14 protein-coding genes are annotated in these 16,507 nt (G+C 73.4%); 3 read left to right on the top strand and 11 right to left on the bottom strand.

Going from position 1 to position 16,507, the window contains the following annotated elements; genetic code table 11:
* Window positions 1-55 precede the first annotated feature (55 nt).
* Window positions 56-2,473: a phosphoketolase family protein gene (locus tag L332_RS19025; RefSeq protein WP_021009842.1), complete on the top strand. Its 2,418-nt coding sequence runs from the start codon at window positions 56-58 to the stop codon at window positions 2,471-2,473.
* 22 nt (window positions 2,474-2,495) lie between these two features.
* Here L332_RS19025 and L332_RS19020 read toward each other — a convergent pair whose 3' ends face one another.
* The gene (locus tag L332_RS19020) at window positions 2,496-4,199 is read right to left on the bottom strand and encodes an HNH endonuclease signature motif containing protein (RefSeq protein ID WP_021009841.1); all 1,704 of its coding nucleotides are present in this window, start codon (window positions 4,197-4,199) and stop codon (window positions 2,496-2,498) included.
* 147 nt (window positions 4,200-4,346) lie between these two features.
* The gene (locus tag L332_RS19015; protein ID WP_021009840.1) at window positions 4,347-5,918 is read right to left on the bottom strand and encodes an alpha/beta hydrolase; all 1,572 of its coding nucleotides are present in this window, start codon (window positions 5,916-5,918) and stop codon (window positions 4,347-4,349) included.
* A gap of 169 nt (window positions 5,919-6,087) precedes the next feature.
* On the opposite strand from L332_RS19015, the gene L332_RS19010 reads away from it, so the two are divergent.
* Complete coding sequence (locus L332_RS19010) at window positions 6,088-6,513, top strand: hypothetical protein (protein ID WP_031223335.1); 426 nt, start codon at window positions 6,088-6,090, stop codon at window positions 6,511-6,513.
* A 22-nt stretch (window positions 6,514-6,535) separates the two neighbouring features.
* On the opposite strand, the gene L332_RS19005 is transcribed toward L332_RS19010, so the two are convergent.
* The 9 genes from L332_RS19005 to L332_RS18975 form a co-directional block, all read right to left on the bottom strand.
* The gene (locus L332_RS19005; RefSeq protein ID WP_021009838.1) at window positions 6,536-7,696 is read right to left on the bottom strand and encodes a DNA polymerase III subunit delta'; all 1,161 of its coding nucleotides are present in this window, start codon (window positions 7,694-7,696) and stop codon (window positions 6,536-6,538) included.
* A 19-nt stretch (window positions 7,697-7,715) separates the two neighbouring features.
* Window positions 7,716-8,348, bottom strand: coding sequence for a dTMP kinase (gene tmk / locus L332_RS19000; protein WP_021009837.1), 633 nt, complete (start codon window positions 8,346-8,348; stop codon window positions 7,716-7,718).
* Window positions 8,345-11,047: a type I DNA topoisomerase gene (gene topA / locus L332_RS18995; protein WP_021064912.1), complete on the bottom strand. Its 2,703-nt coding sequence runs from the start codon at window positions 11,045-11,047 to the stop codon at window positions 8,345-8,347. Before topA ends, tmk begins: the two co-directional genes overlap by 4 nt.
* Before the next feature lie 81 nt (window positions 11,048-11,128).
* Entirely contained in the window at window positions 11,129-11,461 is a 333-nt protein-coding gene (locus tag L332_RS18990; protein ID WP_041203843.1) for an Rv3654c family TadE-like protein, read from the bottom strand.
* 128 nt (window positions 11,462-11,589) lie between these two features.
* Window positions 11,590-11,919 carry a hypothetical protein gene (locus L332_RS18985; RefSeq protein ID WP_021009834.1) on the bottom strand — a complete coding sequence of 110 codons (330 nt, stop codon included), beginning with the start codon at window positions 11,917-11,919 and terminating at the stop codon, window positions 11,590-11,592.
* Window positions 11,900-12,073, bottom strand: coding sequence for a DUF4244 domain-containing protein (locus L332_RS29760; RefSeq protein WP_021009833.1), 174 nt, complete (start codon window positions 12,071-12,073; stop codon window positions 11,900-11,902). Before L332_RS29760 ends, L332_RS18985 begins: the two co-directional genes overlap by 20 nt.
* A gap of 92 nt (window positions 12,074-12,165) precedes the next feature.
* Window positions 12,166-12,294: a hypothetical protein gene (locus L332_RS30860; protein ID WP_021009832.1), complete on the bottom strand. Its 129-nt coding sequence runs from the start codon at window positions 12,292-12,294 to the stop codon at window positions 12,166-12,168.
* A gap of 52 nt (window positions 12,295-12,346) precedes the next feature.
* A complete protein-coding gene (locus tag L332_RS18980) occupies window positions 12,347-13,177 on the bottom strand; it encodes a type II secretion system F family protein (protein WP_021009831.1) in 831 nt (276 codons plus the stop codon).
* Window positions 13,174-14,178, bottom strand: coding sequence for a TadA family conjugal transfer-associated ATPase (locus tag L332_RS18975; protein ID WP_021064910.1), 1,005 nt, complete (start codon window positions 14,176-14,178; stop codon window positions 13,174-13,176). Before L332_RS18975 ends, L332_RS18980 begins: the two co-directional genes overlap by 4 nt.
* A 282-nt stretch (window positions 14,179-14,460) precedes the next feature.
* Between L332_RS18975 and acs the strand changes: the two genes are divergently transcribed.
* Window positions 14,461-16,404: an acetate--CoA ligase gene (acs, locus tag L332_RS18970; protein WP_021009829.1), complete on the top strand. Its 1,944-nt coding sequence runs from the start codon at window positions 14,461-14,463 to the stop codon at window positions 16,402-16,404.
* Window positions 16,405-16,507: the final 103 nt, after the last annotated feature.

Genomic DNA, 16,507 nt, shown 5'->3' with positions numbered 1-16,507 from the left:
CGGAGCCCTCGACGAACGCTTGACCGGCCCGCGCGCGCTCCCCCAGGCTCGAGGCATGACGGCGACCGCGTGGCAGCTCCGACGGGCCGAGCCCACCGCATCCGACCTCGAGCAGGTCGACGCGTGGTGGCGGGCCGCCAACTACTTGAGCGTCGGGCAGATCTACCTGCTCGACAACCCGCTGCTGCGCGAGCCGCTCGAGCGCGAGCACCTCAAGCCGCGGCTGCTCGGCCACTGGGGCACGACGCCGGGCCTCACGTTCGTGCAGGCACACCTCAACCGCACGATCCGCGAGCGCCGCCAGCGCACGCTCTTCGTCACCGGTCCCGGCCACGGCGGCCCGGGGGTCGTCGCCGGCGCCTACCTCGAGGGCGTCTACAGCGAGCGCTACCCCGACGTGAGCCTCGACGAGCAGGGCATGCAGCGGCTCTTCCGGCAGTTCTCGTTCCCCGGCGGCATCCCGAGCCACGCGGCGCCCGAGACCCCTGGCTCGATCAACGAGGGCGGCGAGCTGGGCTACTCGCTCGCGCACGCGTACGGGGCGGCGTTCGACGACCCCGACCTGCTCGTCGCGTGCGTCATCGGCGACGGCGAGGCCGAGACCGGGCCGCTCGCTGCCTCGTGGCACAGCAACAAGCTGCTGAACCCCGCCGCCGACGGCGCCGTGCTGCCGATCCTCCACCTCAACGGGTGGAAGATCGCCAACCCCACGCTGCTGGCCCGCATCCCCGAGGAGGAGCTCGTCGCGCTCCTGCGCGGCTACGGCCACGAGCCGCTCGTCGTCGAGGTCGGCGCCGATGGCGAGCCGGCGCTCGACGCGCACGCGCGCTTCGCCGCGGTGCTCGACGACGCGCTCGATCGGATCGCGACGATCAAGGCGGACGCGTCGACGGGCCGCCTCACCGCGCGTCCCGCGTGGCCGATGATCGTGCTGCGGAGCCCGAAGGGATGGACGGGGCCGCGCGAGGTCGACGGCTCCCGGGTCGAGGGCACCTGGCGGTCGCATCAGGTGCCGCTCTCGGGTGTGCGCGACGACGACGCGCACCGAGGGCTGCTCGCCGAGTGGCTGCGCTCGTACCGCCCCGGGGAGCTGTTCGACGAGCGCGGCGCGCCCGTGCCGCTCGTCGCGAGCCACGCGCCGGAGGGCGAGCTGCGCATGGGCGCGATCCCGGTCGCGAACGGCGGCGAGGTGCGGGAGCCGCTGCGGCTCACCGACTTCCGCGACCGCGCGGTCGAGGTCGACGCCGCCTCTCGCGGCGCCGACGAGGCGGAGGCGACCGCGATCCTGGGCGCCTGGCTCGCCGAGGTCATCCGCGACAACCCCGAGACGTTCCGCATCTTCGGGCCCGACGAGACCGCATCCAATCGCCTCGCGCCGAACGTCTACGCGTCGACCGATCGGCAGTGGAACGCCGAGACGCTGCCCGGCGACGAGCACCTCGCGCCGACCGGCCGCGTGATGGAAGTGCTGAGCGAGCACCTCTGCCAGGGCTGGCTCGAGGGCTACCTGCTCACCGGCCGGCACGGCCTCTGCAACACCTACGAGGCGTTCGCGCACATCGTCGACTCGATGCTCGGGCAGCACGCGAAGTGGCTCGAGTCTGCCGCCCGCGTGCCCTGGCGAGAGCCGATCTCGAGCCTCAACTTCCTGCTCTCGAGCCACGTGTGGCGACAGGACCACAACGGCTTCAGCCATCAGGACCCGGGCTTCATCGATGTCGCGCTCAACAAGAGCCCCGAGGTCGTGCGGGTCTACCTGCCGTTCGACGCCAACACGCTGCTCTCGACCGCCGACCACTGCTTGCGCTCGACCGGCTACGTCAACGTCGTCGTCGCCGGCAAGCAGCCCGCGCCGCAGTGGCTCTCGATGGCCGAGGCGGCCGAGCACTGCGAGCGCGGCCTCGGCGTGCTGCCGTGGGCGGGCACCGAGACGGCGGATCGGGCTCCGGATGCCGTGCTCGCGGCCGCGGGCGACGTCCCGACCCTGGAGGCGCTCGCCGCCGCATCGCTCCTGCGCGAGCGCGTGCCGGAGCTCTCGCTGCGCGTCGTGAACGTCGTCGACCTCACGCGCCTGCAGAGCGAGGGGCAGCATCCGCACGGCCTGCCGGACGCCGACTTCGACGCGATCTTCACCCGCGACCGGCCAGTGGTCTTCGCGTACCACGGCTACCCGTGGCTCATCCATCGGCTGACCTACAAGCGGGCGGTGCACGACGACCTGCACGTGCGGGGCTACGTCGAGCGCGGCACGACCACAACGCCGTTCGACATGGTGCTGCTCAACGACCTCGACCGCTACCGACTGGCGATGGACGTGATCGAGCGCGTGCCGGGCCTCGCCGAGTCGCGCGCCGACGTGCTCGAGGAGTGGGCGGATGCGCGTGCTCGCGCCCGCGCGCACACGCGAGAGCACGGCGTCGACATCCCGGAGGTCGCCGACTGGCTGTGGCAGGGCGGCGGGCCCGCGGAGTAGGGGCCGAGGTTCCGCCCGCGGATCAGCGGCGCAGCACGATCCCCGGCCGTGGCAGCAGATCGGCGCGTGCGGGATGCTCGCGAGCAGGGCCGTGCCGCTCGAGCCGCGCGCGGAGCCGTGGCTCTGTCAGGGAGCTCGGCTGCCGATGCCGCCGCGGTCGGCGGACGGATGGCGCCACGACCCCGGCAAGACGCGGCTCGTCGGGTGCGATGGTGGTCGCGTGGCGCAGCTCGACGCCGCGCGCGGGCGGATCGGGAAGCCGCACCGCGAGAGAGGGCGGTGCGGTCGCCGCGAGGCGCGATGGGCCACGGGCGCCGATCTCGGTCTCGGGCGCGGCGGTCATCCCGAGGACGGCGGTGCGGGTGCGCGCGGGCTCGAGCTCGGCGACGATGCGCCATTGCCCTGGCCCTGGCCCGGCCTTCTCGACTCGCAATCGGCCTGCGTGGATCTCGTGGTGGTGGTAGCTGCAGACGAGGATGCCGTTGTCGATGTCGGTCTTGCCGCCGAGCTGCCAGGGGACGATGTGGTGCGCTTCGCACCAGGCGACCGGCATGCCGCAGCCCGGAACTCGGCAGCCCTTGTCGCGCTTGGCGAGCGCGCGCCGCTGCGCGCGGTTGAACACGCGCTTGGTGCGGCCGAGCCACAGCGGGTGGCCGTGCTCGTCGACGATCAGCTGCTCGATCGCGGCGTGGCAGAGGAGCTGGTCGACGTGCTCGATCGGGAGCAGGCATCCGGTGTGCTCGATCGTGACGGTCCGCTCGGGGTGGGCGATGCCCTGCAGGTAGGCGCTGTACGCCTCGATGGTGCCGACGTAGGTGAGCACGGGCGGCTCACCGCCGGCGAGCGGCGCATCTCCGGACGCGGCGTGCGCCGTGACCATCGCGATGAACGCGTCGTGCGCCTTCTGCTCCGGCGTGCGGTCGTCGAGCGAGGCCTCCCCGTCGCAGTCGGTGCCGTCGCAGCCGCCCCGTGCGCAGCGGTCGTCGTGGAAGGCGACCTTGACGCGCGGGCCACCCCACGCATCCGCCATCGCCTTGACCTTCGACCCCTCCTCGGCAGGCGAGCGCATCGTCGTCAGCCACGACCCGTCGGGCTGCTGCCGGATGCGCAGGAACCGCAGCGCCCGCTGCTTCTCGTCGTTGGGCAGCACCCCGTCGGGATCGAGCAGCGCGACGCAGCGGCGCGCGAGCACCGTCAGCTGCTCCGGCGGCCGCGGCATGGCCGGGTCGGTCGCGTGGCCGACGAGCGTCCGCTCCGCGGCGCGAAGCCGCTCGACGTCCGCGCGGGCCGCGGCCGGCTCCAGGGTCGTGACGATGGCCTGCGCCTGCGCGAACGACAGCTCGCCCTCGGCGAGCGCGGCCGCGACGGCGGGATACTTGGCGGGGATGGCGGCACCGGTGATGCCGATCGACGGTGACGTCGCCCGCGCCACGACCAGCAGGTCGGACGCGCGGCCCGGGCGCATGCCGAACGCCCGGCCGACTGCCTCCTTCGCGTGCCGAGCACCCAGCAGCAGGCACAGCGGCTCGTCGACCGGGCCCTGCGAGCGCTCCTCGACCTCGCGCGCGAGCCGCACCTGCAGCGCCTCCGTGACGCGGGTCAGCTCGGCGACGCAGCCGAGGATCTCGACCGTCTCGTCGTCCGAGGCTCGAGCGAACGAGGGCGCATCCGCGAGCAGCGCCCGAGCGGCCTCAACCGCCGCCCTGGCCTGCTCGGTGCTCGACATCGTCGCCTCCCTTGCGAGGAGGGTAGATGGGGCCGCCCACATCCACTCTCGACCTCGTTGCGAGCAGGGTAGGCGTGACCACCCACATGCACTGCTGCTCGAGCTGCGGAAGAAGAGCCCGTCTCGCTCGACTCGCCGAGCGATCGCTCAGCAGTCGAGATCGGCGGTCGGCGCGACCCCGGTCAGGAAGTACTCGTTCACCGGCTCGTCGACGCACGCGTTCGGCATCGGCGCGTAGTACTGCCCGTGACCCTCGGCCTCGACCGAGATGAGCACGCCCGACTCGAGCATGTCGGCGAGCGCCACGGCTTGCTCGTAGGGCGTCGCCGGGTCGTTGCGACCGCCGATCACGATGATCGGGTCGGCGCCGGGCGCGGTGATCGCGTGCGGCTCGCGCGTCGCCTCGAACGGCCACGCGGCGCAGCTGCTGAGCCCGACGAAGCCGGGCCCGAGCGTCGGCGCGGCCGCCATGACCTCGGCGCCGTTCGCGCGCACCTCGTCGAAGTCCGTCACGGCCGGCGCGTCGAGGCAGTTGACCGACACGAGCGCCTCGTAGGAGTTGTCCTCGAACGTGCCGTCCGGGCGCACGCCGTAGTACGCATCCGCCTCGGCGTACGCGCTCTCGCCGCTGCCCGCCATGACGTCGGCGATCACGCCGCGCAGCACCTGCCACTGCAGGTCGCTGTAGAGGTTCGCGGCGATGGCGATGAAGAAGGCACCGGAGCCGAGCTGGCGGCCGTCGGCGACCTCGATCGGGTCGGCGTCGAGCCCGTCGATGAGCGCGCGCGTCTGCTCGAGCGCCTCCTCCTGCGTGCCCGTGAACGGGCAGTCGCGCTGCTGCAGGCAATCGGCGACGAAGTTGCCGTAGGCGAGCTCGAAGCCGGCGGCCTGGAAGAGCGTGCCCTCGAACTCGGAGCGGTCGGGCGCGACCGCGGCGTCGAGCACCATGCGGCCCACGTTCTCGGGGAAGAGGTCGGCGTAGGTCGAGCCGATGAGCGTGCCGTAGGAGACGCCGAGGTAGTTGAGCCGCTCCTCGCCGAGCAGCGCCCGCATGAGGTCCATGTCGCTCGCGACCTGCTCGGTGCCGACGAACTCGAGGTAGGGGCCGGTGTGCTCGAGGCACGCGTCGGCGAACCACTGCGCCGACTCGAGCTGCAGCTGCAGGTCCTCGTCGCTCAGCGGCTCGGGCGCGGGGCCCTCGGGGAGCCCCCACATCCAGTCGTAGAACTCCTGCGGGTCGTCGTAGCAGGAGATGGGCGTCGATCCGCCGACGCCGCGGGGGTCGAAGCCGACGAGGTCGTAGTGCTCGCGCACCTCGGGCGGGAGCAGGAAGTCGGCGTACTGCGAGACGTAGTCGACGCCGGATGCCCCGGGGCCGCCGGGGTTGTAGAGGATCGCGCCCTCGCGCACCCCGGTCGCGGGGGCGACGACGACCGAGAGCTCGATGTCGTCGTCGACGGAGCCGAACCAGTCCATCGGCGCGGTGATCGTGCCGCACCAGCTGTCGCCGCACGAGGTCCAGTCGACGTCCTGCCCGTAGTACCGCTCGAGGCCGGGCGCGACGTCCTCGCCGGTCGGCTCCCACGGTGGCACGGCGACGCTGCTCGGCCCGGTCGGCGGCGCGGCCGCGGGCGGTGCCGGCAGGACGAGGCAGCCGGTGAGCGCGAGGAGCGCGGCGGCCGCGACGGCGAGGGCGGCCGGGCCGCGGGAGCGATGCATGCTCCTACGGTATGCGGCGCGGCTATGCGAGCCGCATCAGCGGTGCTGCGGCGCGCGGCCGAGTCGCGTGGAGGGCTCGAGGCTGGCATACGATCGTCTCGATGACCGCGGAGCCGGCTCCGCTGCCGAGGCGATTCCGAGGGTCCCTACCGGCTCGGAAGGACCAACGATGTGCGCAACCGTGATCTGGGCGCTCCGCGCCGATCTGCTCGACGACGAGTTCCGCGCCATGACGCTCGAGCGCCTCGGGGTCGAGCCGCAGCCGACTCCGTTCACCGTCGCATCCAAGCGCGTCGGCGCGGATGCGGAGACGTTCACGCTGACGCGCCGCATGTGCGACTGCGACGGCGTCGTCGGGCTCCGTGGCCGCGAGCAGGTGGACGGCGAGACGCCGGCCGCGGCCCTCCTCGACTGGCTCCACGCCCTGCCGGGATCAGCGGCCGAGCTCCGTCGGATCTCCGTGCTGCGCGCTTGGAGCCCGTCGGAGCTCACCGTGGCGCCGCGTCGCTCGCGCGGCGTGCAGCTGACCGACGTCGACGAACGCCTTCTGCGCGGTGTTGAGGACGACATGCTGCTGACCATCGACCTGCGCTGAGGGACGCGCGGTCGCGTCTCGCTCAGCGGCGCTGCGCAGCGCGCGCGGCGCTCACGAGCATCGCCTCGAGCGCGAGCAGCGGCGGCACGTTCGCCTCGATGCGCTCGCGGGCGACGCGGATCTGGTCGAGCACGTCGATGACGGCGGCGCGCTCGAGGTAGTCGGCCGCCGCTTGCACGGTCGGCCGCATCGCCTCGTTCACGAGCTCGCGCCCGACGCCGAGCTGCGTGATGAGGATGTCGCGGTAGAGCGAGAGGAGGTCGACGAGGATGCGGTCGACGCCGTCGCGCATGCCGCGCTTCGCCCGCTGCTTCTGCGCGTCCTCGAGCTCCTTGAGCTGCCGTCGCAGCTGGGGCGGCACCGTGCCGCCGGGCTCGACCCCGAGCTGCCGCAGCGCTTGCGCTCGCTCGGCCTCATCGCGCTCTGCCGAGAGCGCGTCGGCGTCGGCGGTCGCGATCTCGACGTAGCGCGCTGCCGCGAGCACGGCCGACGACGCCGTCGAGACGCGCATCGCGATCTGCAGCGTCTCGGCGCGCCGGGCGCGCGCCTCCTCGCTCGTCGCGAGCCGGCGGGCCATGCCGATGTGGCTCTGCGCTTCGCGCGCGGCGCGCTCGGCGACGCCGGGGTCGACGCCGTCGCGCTCGACGAGCAGCGCCGCGACCTCGACGGGGTCGGGCACCTGCAGGTTGACCGTGCGCACGCGCGAGCGGATCGTCGGCAGCAGGTCGGCCTCGCTCGGCGCGCAGAGGATCCAGACCGTCTCGGGCGGCGGCTCCTCGAGCGCCTTCAGCAGCGCGTTCGAGGTGCGCTCGGCCATCCGGTCGGCGTCCTCGACGACGACCACCCGGTAGCGCGCGGTCGAGGGCGCGAGGGATGCGCGCTGCACGACCGACCGCGCTTGCGCGATCGTGATGAGCACGCCCTCGGTCGAGAGCGTGACGAGGTCGGGGTGGGTGCGTGCCTCGACGAGCGTCTCGACCTCCGGCTCGATGCCCTCCGGGCCCGAGAGCAGCGCCGCGGCGAACGCGTACGCGAGGTTCGACCGGCCCGAGCCCGGCGGTCCGGTGAGCAGCCACGCGTGCGTCATCGCGCCGTGCTCGTCGCCCTCCGCATCCGCGGCCGCGGCGCGGCGCAGCTGCGCGACCGCGTCGGCCTGGCCGACGATCTCGCTCCAGCCGCCCATCGCTCCCCCTGGCTCTCGCTCAGCGCCCGGCAGCGAGCATGCCACGCACGTGCGACATGACGCGCTCGTGCACGGCCTCGGGGCTGCCGGTCGCGTCGACGACGGCGAAGCGCGCCGGCTCGGCCTCGGCGAGGGCGAGGTAGGCGGCCCGCACGCGCAGCGCGAAGTCGAGGCCCGTCTGCTCGAGCCGGTCGAACGGCGCGTCCTCGCGGGCGGCCATCCGCTTGCGGCCCTCGGCGGGGTCGAGATCGAGCAGGATCGTCAGGTGCGGCAGCAGCCCGTCGACCGCCCACAGCGACAGGTCGCGGATCTGCTGCCCGTCGAGCTCGCGGCCCGCGCCCTGGTAGGCCACCGAGGAGTCGAGGTAGCGGTCCTGCACCACGACGTCACCGCGCTCGAGCGCGGGGCGCACGAGCGTCGCGACGTGCTGCGCGCGGTCGGCGGCGTAGAGCAGCGCCTCCGCGCGCGGCGCGACGTGGCCGTCGGTGTGCTGCACGAGCCGGCGGATCTCGACGCCGAGCTCGGTGCCGCCGGGCTCCCGGGTGCGCACGACGGAGCGGCCCTCCGCCTCGAGCGCGGCCACGAGCATCCCCGCTTGCGTCGACTTGCCGGAGCCGTCGCCGCCCTCGAGCGTGATGAACGCGCCGGTCACGACTCGGTGGTCTTCTTCGCCGCGGGCTTCTTCGCGGGCGCCTTCTTCGCCGCGGGCTTCTTGGCGGCCGGCTTCTTCGCCGCGGGCTTCCGCGCGGGCTTCTTCGCCGGCCCCTTCTCGCGCTTGATCTGCAGCAGCTCGATCGCGCGCTCGAAGGTGATGCCCTCGACGTCCTCCCCGCGCGGGATCGTCGCATTCGTCTCGCCGTCGGTCACGTACGGGCCGAAGCGGCCGTCGCGCACCTTCACCGGCTTGCCCGAGACGGGGTCGGCGTCGAACTCCTTGAGCGCGCTCGCGGCCTTGCGCGCCCCGTACTTCGGCTGCGCGAAGCGCTCGAGCGCCTGCTCGAGCGTGATCGAGAAGATCTGGTCCTCGTCGTCGAGCGAGCGGGTGTCGGTGCCCTTCGAGAGGAACGGCCCGTAGCGGCCCGGACGGGCGGAGATCTCCTCGCCCGACTCGGGGTCGACGCCCACGATGCGCGGGAGCGACAGCAGCTTGAGCGCGGTCGGCAGGTCGACCGACTCGGGCTCCATCGACTTGAAGAGCGACGCGCGGCGCGGCTTCGGCGCCGCCTTGCCCTTCTTGGGCGCGACGGGCTTGCCCTCGTCATCGAGCTCGACCGGCAGCGCCTCCTCGATGTACGGGCCGAAGCGGCCGTTCTTCACGACGACGTCGAGGCCGGTCTCGGGGTGCTGGCCGAGCACGCGGTCCTCGGCGGGCTCGGCGGCGAAGAGCTCCGCCGCCTTCTCGGGGGTGAGCTGGTCGGGGGTGAGGTCCTCGGGGATGTTGGCGCGCTTCACCTCGCCGTCGGGGCCCTGCCCCTCGAGGTAGGGACCGTACTGGCCCACGCGCAGCGTGACGCCCTCGGCGACCGGGATCGAGTTGACCGCGCGGGCATCGATGTCGCCGAGGTTCTCGACGGTGCTCTTGAGGCCCGGGCGCTCGTCGCTGCCGAAGTAGAAGCGGCGCAGCCACTCCTGCCGGTCGAGGTCGCCGTCGGCGATGCGGTCGAGGTCGGCGAGCATCTCGGCGGTGAAGTCGTAGTCGACGTAGTCGCCGAGGTTGTCCTCGAGCAGCTTGATGGTCGAGAACGCGATCCAGTTGGGCACGAGCGCGCCGCCGCGCTGCGTCACGAAGCCGCGCCGCACGATCGTGTCGATGATCGACGCGTACGTCGAGGGGCGGCCGATCTCGAGCTCCTCGAGTGCCTTCACGAGGCTCGCCTCGGTGTAGCGGGGCGGGGGCGTCGTGACGTGGTCCTTGCGCTCGAGCTCGGCGAGCGAGACGGGGTCGGACTGCTTGACGTCGGGCAGGTTCGCGTCCGACTCGGCGTCGTCGGCGTAGCGCGAGGCGTCCTTCCCCTCCTCGTACGCCTGCAGGAAGCCGGGCTCGGTGATGACGGTGCCGGATGCGGTGAACTCGGCGACGCCGCGGCTCGTCTTCTCCGACGCGATCGTGATCGTGGCGGTCTGACCGGTCGCGTCGATCATCTGACTCGCGACGGTGCGCTTCCAGATGAGCTCGTAGAGGCGGTGCTCGTTCGGGGTGAGGGATGCCCTGACCTCGGCCGGGGTGCGGAAGGCGTCGCCCGAGGGACGGATCGCCTCGTGCGCCTCCTGCGCCGACTTCGACTTGCCCGCGTAGTGGCGCGCCGCCTGCGGGACCGACCCCGAGCCGTAGAGCGCGGTCGCCTGGTCGCGCGCCGCCTTGATCGCCTGCGCCGAGAGCGAGGGCGAGTCGGTGCGCATGTAGGTGATGTAGCCCTGCTCGTAGAGCGACTGCGCGACCGACATGGTCTGCTTCGCCGAGAGCTTGAGCTTGCGACCGGCCTCCTGCTGCAGCGTCGAGGTCGTGAAGGGTGCCGACGGGCGCCGGCGGTAGGGCTTCGACTCGACGCTCGCGACCCGGAAGGCGGCCTGCTCGAGCTCCTTCGCGAGCGCCTCGGCGCCCTCGGCGTCGAGGATCGTGCGGACGCCCTTGATCTGGCCGCGGTCGTCGAAGTCGCTGCCGGTCGCCACGCGCGCGCCGTCGAGCCGCACGAGGCGAGCGCCGAAGCGCGATCCCTCGGCCTCGAACTGCGCGGCGAGGCTCCAGTAGGCGGCCGGCACGAACGCCATGCGCTCCCGCTCGCGGTCGACGATGAGGCGCGCGGTAGGCGACTGCACGCGACCGGCCGAGAGGCCCTGTCGCACCTTGCGCCACAGCACGGGGCTCACCTCGTAGCCGTAGAGCCGGTCGAGGATGCGCCGGGTCTCCTGCGCGTCGACGAGCGGCATGTTGAGCTCGCGCATCTGCTCCTTGGCCTGCTCGATCGCCTCCTTGGTGATCTCGTGGAACACCATGCGCTTCACGGGCACCTTGGGCTTGAGCACCTCGAGCAGGTGCCACGCGATCGCCTCGCCCTCGCGGTCCTCATCCGTGGCGAGGATGAGCTCCTCGGCGTCCTTGAGCGCCTTCTTGAGCTCCGAGACGGTCTTCTTCTTCTCGTCGCTCACGACGTAGTAGGGCGCGAAGCCGTTGTCGACGTCGACGGCGAACTTGCCGAAGGCGCCCTTCTTGAGGTCGGCGGGCAGGTCGCGAGGGCTCACGAGATCGCGGATGTGGCCGACCGAGGCCAGCACCTGGTACCCCTCGCCGAGGTACCGCTCGATCGTCTTTCCCTTCGCCGGGGACTCGACGATGACGAGCTTCTTGCCCATGCTCACGCTCACTGCTCTATAGATTGGGGGATCGATCCGACGGGATCACGTCGACACAATACACATGGAGTCATTGCGCTCTCACGGCGGCGGACCGGCCCGAGCGGTGGCGGATGCGAGCCACGGCCCGACCGGGACGACGGCCGTCACGCTCGCCTCGAGACCGCGCAGCGAGCAGCGCTCGAGTCGTGCGCCGCTCGCGCCGACGACCGCGTGCGCGAGCCCGCACGGTGAGCCGTCCGCGTAGCCGGAGAGCGCATCCGCCGCCGCGAGCGCCCCGGCGTCGGCCGCCGCGGCGGCGCGCGCCTGGGCGATGGACGCGGCACCCGCCCCGACGACGAGCATCGCGAGCAGCAGCGCCGCCGTCGCGACCGCAAGCGCGAGCACGGCTCCGCTCCCCCGCTCGTCGAGCAGTCCTACACCCTCCCGCTCGTCGAGTAGGCCCGCAGGGCCGTTCCCTCCCCGCCCGTCGAGCAGTCCCGCAGGGCCGTGCCCCTTCCGCTCGTCGAGTAGGCCCGCAGGGCCGTATCGAGACGCCACCGCTACCTGCCCCCGCCATGCGCGCAGCTCCGCGCCACGAGCGTCACCGCTCCTCCGAGCGCCGGCCGCTCGAGCACCGCGCAGACGAGCTCGCCCTGCCCCTCGAGCCGCAGCAGCGCCCCGTCGGCGTAGGCCGCCGGATCGTCGCCGCGCCCCGCCGCCCGGGCCGCGGCACCGGCCGACTGCTCGAGCCCCACTTGCGTGGCAGCCGCGGCGACCGCCGCGACCGCGAGCCCGATCGCGAGCACCGCCGCGGGCAGCGCCGCGGCGAGCTCGGCCGTGACCGCACCGAGCTCGCCGCGCCCCCGTGCGCTACTGCACGGTGAGCGCACGCCGGACCATGTCGGTGACCACCGCCCGCACCTCGTCGGAGCGCAGGATCACCACCAGCAGCCCGGCGAACCCGACCGCAGCCATCGTCGCGATGACGTACTCGGCGGTCGCCGCACCGTCCTCCTCGTGCACGAGCCTCTCGAGCATCCGCATGCTCGCCTCCTTCCCTCAGGAGGCCAAGCGTGGGGCAGGAGCCGGCGCGCGCGAGCGGCCGGCGGGGTCGCCTGTGGAGAGCGCGGCGGCGGTCAGCGCTCGGGCGAGCGCTCCTCCGCCGCGCGGGGGTCGTCGGTCGCGACCATCGGGTGCGGAGCTCCGGCCGAGCTCGCGAAGAGCGCCGCGATCCAGTTGACGACGGCGTTCCAGGCGTTGCGCATGGCTCGAACCTAGCCGACGCGGCGCTCTGGCGGCGAGCGGTCCGGCCGGCGTTCACCCGAGCGGCGCGAGCGCACCGTCGAGCATCGAGACGACGAGCGGCACGATCACGAGCAGCGTGAACGCGGGCAGCACGCACGCGCCGAGCGGCAGCGCGAGCTGCACCGCCGCGCGCTGGGCGCGGGTCTCGCCGTCGAGCCGAGCGCGCGTGCGCGCGGCGGTCGCCTCGGCGAGCAGCAGTCCGCGCACCGGGACGCCGGCGCGCTCGGCGAGCGCGAGCGCGGCGTCGACGTCGTCCCAGCCGCTCGTCTCGATCCGCGCGTCCCGCAGCGCGCGAGCGGCGCTCGCTCGGGCGCGATCGGCCGCGCCGCCGCCCGCGAGCGCCACCGCGACGAGGTCGAGCGCGAGCCCCGGCGCCGGGTCGCCGCGCGCCGCGCGGCGCACGATCGCCCGCGACCAGAGCCACGCGCCGACCATCAGCAGCGCCCCTGCCGCGACCGACCACGACCCGATCCCGCCGCCCGTCGCGGCGCCCACCACGTCGAGCCCGAGCGCGAGCCCGAAGCCGAGCGCGACCACCGGCAGCAGCATCACGAGCCGCGCGGTCGCCCGCGGACCGGCGAGCGCCGCCTCGAGCGCGCGGCGCTGCGCTGACTGCTCGCGCAGCAGGGCCGCGAGCCGCTCGAGCGTCGGCGCCATCGGGGCGCCCGCCTCGCCGGCGACCGCGAGCACCGCGCGCACGAGCCCGCCGGCTCGCGCGTCGAGCGCCGACGCATCCGTGCCGAGCACCGCCCAGGCTCGCGCCAGCGGCACCCCGCCCGCGACGAGCGCCGCGAGCCGGTGCACCGTCGCGGCGGTGTCGTCGAGCGCGACGTCGCCGCTCATCGCGGCCGCACCGCGAGCCGCTCGCCGTCGAGCGCGAGCGATCCGATCGCAGCGATGCTCCGGCGGCCGCGCGCGTCGCGCTCGACGTGCAGCACCGCGTCGAGCGCGCTCACCGCCTGCCGCGCGAGCGCGGGCGGCGAGAGCCCCGCGACGGCGCCGAGCGCCTCGAGCCGCGCGGGCACGTCGCTCAGCGAGTTGGCGTGCAGCGTGCCGGCGCCGCCGTCGTGCCCGGTGTTGAGCGCCGAGAGCAGCTCGCGCACCTCCGCGCCGCGGCACTCCCCCAGCACGAGCCGGTCGGGTCGCATGCGCAGCGCCTCGCGCACGAGCTGCTCGAGGCCGATCGCACCCGCGCCCTCGGCGTTCGCCTGCCGAGCCTCGAGCGCGACGACGTGCGGGTGGCGGATGCGCAGCTCGGCGACGTCCTCGATCGTCACGATGCGCTCGGCGGGCGACGCGCCCGAGAGCATCGCGCCGAGCAGCGTCGTCTTGCCCGAGCCGGCCGCACCGGTGACGAGCACGTTCGCGCGCCGATCGACAAGCTCGCGCACCCGATCGAGCGGCACGATCGCGAAGCAGCCGCTCGCCTCGAGCTCGTCGAGCGAGAGCGGCTGCACGCGCGGCAGCCGGATCGAGAGCTGCGCGCCCGCCACCGCGATCGGCGGCAGCACGGCGTGCACCCGGATGCCGTCGTGGAGCCGCACGTCGACGCATGGCGTCGCCTCGTCGACGTGCCGGCCGCCGGCGGCGACGAGCGCGACGGCGAGCGCCCGCGCCCGCTCCGGCGCGAGCCGCAGCGGCACCAGCTCGGCGCCCGCGCCGCGATCGACCCACACCTGCCCGCCGGTGACGAACACATCCGTCACCGCCGCCTCAGCCACGAGCGGCGCGAGCTCGGCGAACTCGCGCAGCGGCGCCCCGGCGGCGCTCGTCCGCGCCGGCCCCGCGTCGACCGCGCGATCGGCGCCGGCGACGAAGGGGACGCCCCGCGATCGAGCCTGCACGAGCCCGCACGGTAGCGGCGCGAGCGCGACCCGGCCGGCCCGACGCATCCGCCTGTGGAGAGCCAGTGCCGCAGGACGAGCAAGGCGGCGCCCACCGGGGGATGGAGGACGCCGCCGCAGGGGGACGAATGGGGGGGGATCCGTCGGTCGCCTGCTCGCGTCGGCAGGGCCGACGAGGCCAATGCTAGGCACGCAATCATGCGCAACCGGGAGCAACACTGCGGCGCTCGCATCGGCGCGTGCATAGACTCGACCGCGGACGAAGAAGTCAGGAGAAGCCCAGTGTCGGACCGCATCGATCACCTGCTCACCGAGACCCGCCGATTCGCGCCCCCGGAGGCGCTCGCGAGCGCGTCGACCACCAGCGCGGAGCTCTACGAGCGCGCGGCCGAGGATCGCCTCGGGTTCTGGGCGGAGCAGGCGCGCGAGCTGCAGTGGGAGACGCCCTTCACCGAGGTGCTCGACTGGCAGCCGCCGCACGCGAAGTGGTTCCACGACGGCACCCTCAACGTCGCCGTCAACTGCCTCGACCGGCACGTCGAGGCGGGCAACGGCGACCGCGTCGCGCTGCACTGGGAGGGCGAGCCGGGCGACCGCCGCACGATCACCTACGCCGAGATGACCGCCGAGGTGAAGCGGCTCGCGAACGTGCTGACGTCGCTCGGCGTCAAGGCGGGCGACCGCGTCGCGATCTACCTGCCGATGCTGCCCGAGGCCGTCGCCGCGATGCTCGCGTGCGCTCGCATCGGCGCCGTGCACACCGCCGTCTTCGGCGGCTTCAGCCCCTCCAACCTCCGCAGCCGCATCGACGACGCGGGCGCGACGCTCGTCATCACGACCGACGGCGCGTGGCGCAAGGGCAAGGTGTTCCCGCTCAAGCCGACCGTCGACGAGGCGCTCCGCGAGCCGGGCCACGGCGTCACGAACGTGCTCGTCGTCAAGCGCGGCGAGAACGAGATCGACTGGGTCGACGGCCGCGACGTCTGGTACCACGACGCGATGGCGGATGCGTCGGACGAGCACGAGGCGCAAGGCTTCCCCGCCGAGCACCCGCTCTTCATCCTCTACACCTCCGGCACGACCGGGAAGCCGAAGGGCATCCTGCACACGAGCGCCGGCTACCTGACGCAGACCTCGTTCACCCACCGGCACGTCTTCGACCTCACGCCCGAGACCGACGTCTACTGGTGCACGGCCGACATCGGCTGGGTGACGGGCCACAGCTACGTCGTCTACGGCCCGATGGCGAACGGCACGACGCAGGTCATGCACGAGGGCACGTTCGACACCCCGACGCCCGAGCGCCCCTGGCAGATCATCGAGCGCTACGGCGTGACGATCTTCTACACGGCACCCACGGCCATCCGCACGTTCATGAAGCTCGGGCGCCAGCACACGCAGTCGAGCGACCTCTCGAGCCTGCGCGTGCTCGGCACGGTGGGCGAGCCCATCAACCCCGAGGCGTGGATGTGGTACCGCGACGTCGTCGGCGGCGGCACGACCCCGGTCGTCGACACGTGGTGGCAGACCGAGACGGGCGCGATCATGATCTCGGCGCTCGCCGCCGTGACGACGCTCAAGCCCGGCAGCGCCCAAGTGCCGATCCCGGGCATCGAGATCGACGTGCTCGACGAGTCGGGCGCCTCGGTCGGCGACGGCGAGGGCGGGCTGCTCGTCGTGACGAGCCCGTGGCCGTCGATGCTGCGCACGATCCACGGCGACGACGAGCGCTACCGCGAGACGTACTGGGAGAAGTTCGGCGACAAGTACTTCGCCGGCGACGGCGCCCGCAAGGACGAGGACGGCGAGATCTGGCTGCTCGGCCGCGTCGACGACGTCATGAACGTCTCAGGCCACCGGCTCTCGACCGCCGAGATCGAGTCGTCGCTCGTCGCGCACGACGGCGTCGCCGAGGCCGCGGTCGTGGGGGCGACGGATGCGACCACGGGCCAGGCGGTCGTGGCGTTCGTGATCCTGAAGCAGTCCGCGTCGCGCGAGCACTCCATCGAGGAGGCGGAGCAGATCCTGCGCCAGCACGTCGCGAGCGACATCGGCGCGATCGCGCGGCCGCGGCAGGTCTTCATCGTGCCCGACCTGCCGAAGACCCGCTCGGGGAAGATCATGCGGCGCCTGCTGCGCGACCTCGCCGAGGGCCGCGACCTCGGCGACACGACGACGCTCGCCGACCAGGGCGTGGTGGAGGCGATCCGCTCGCAGCTGCGGTAGTCGCCCCGTTGGTCGAGTAGCGCCACTCCGCTGGTCGAGTAGCGCCGAAGGCGCGTATCGAGACCGATCGCTGCCGTCTCGATACGGCCCTGCGGGCCTACTC

It is taken from the genome of Agrococcus pavilionensis RW1 (assembly GCF_000400485.1).
Taxonomy (GTDB): domain Bacteria; phylum Actinomycetota; class Actinomycetes; order Actinomycetales; family Microbacteriaceae; genus Agrococcus; species Agrococcus pavilionensis.
The sequence above is the reverse complement of the archived record's forward strand: the minus strand, read 5'-3'. Positions and strand labels throughout refer to the sequence as shown.

Excerpts from the sequence above, each read along its gene's own strand:
- L332_RS19025 (WP_021009842.1), top strand. The coding sequence starts at position 56 with ATGACGGCGACCGCGTGGCAGCTCCGACGGGCCGAGCCCACCGCATCC.
- L332_RS19020 (WP_021009841.1), bottom strand. The coding sequence starts at position 4,199 with ATGTCGAGCACCGAGCAGGCCAGGGCGGCGGTTGAGGCCGCTCGGGCG.
- L332_RS19015 (WP_021009840.1), bottom strand. The coding sequence starts at position 5,918 with ATGCATCGCTCCCGCGGCCCGGCCGCCCTCGCCGTCGCGGCCGCCGCG.
- L332_RS19010 (WP_031223335.1), top strand. The coding sequence starts at position 6,088 with ATGTGCGCAACCGTGATCTGGGCGCTCCGCGCCGATCTGCTCGACGAC.
- L332_RS19005 (WP_021009838.1), bottom strand. The coding sequence starts at position 7,696 with ATGGGCGGCTGGAGCGAGATCGTCGGCCAGGCCGACGCGGTCGCGCAG.
- topA (WP_021064912.1), bottom strand. The coding sequence starts at position 11,047 with ATGGGCAAGAAGCTCGTCATCGTCGAGTCCCCGGCGAAGGGAAAGACG.
- L332_RS29760 (WP_021009833.1), bottom strand. The coding sequence starts at position 12,073 with ATGCGGATGCTCGAGAGGCTCGTGCACGAGGAGGACGGTGCGGCGACC.
- L332_RS30860 (WP_021009832.1), bottom strand. The coding sequence starts at position 12,294 with ATGCGCAACGCCTGGAACGCCGTCGTCAACTGGATCGCGGCGCTCTTC.
- L332_RS18980 (WP_021009831.1), bottom strand. The coding sequence starts at position 13,177 with ATGAGCGGCGACGTCGCGCTCGACGACACCGCCGCGACGGTGCACCGG.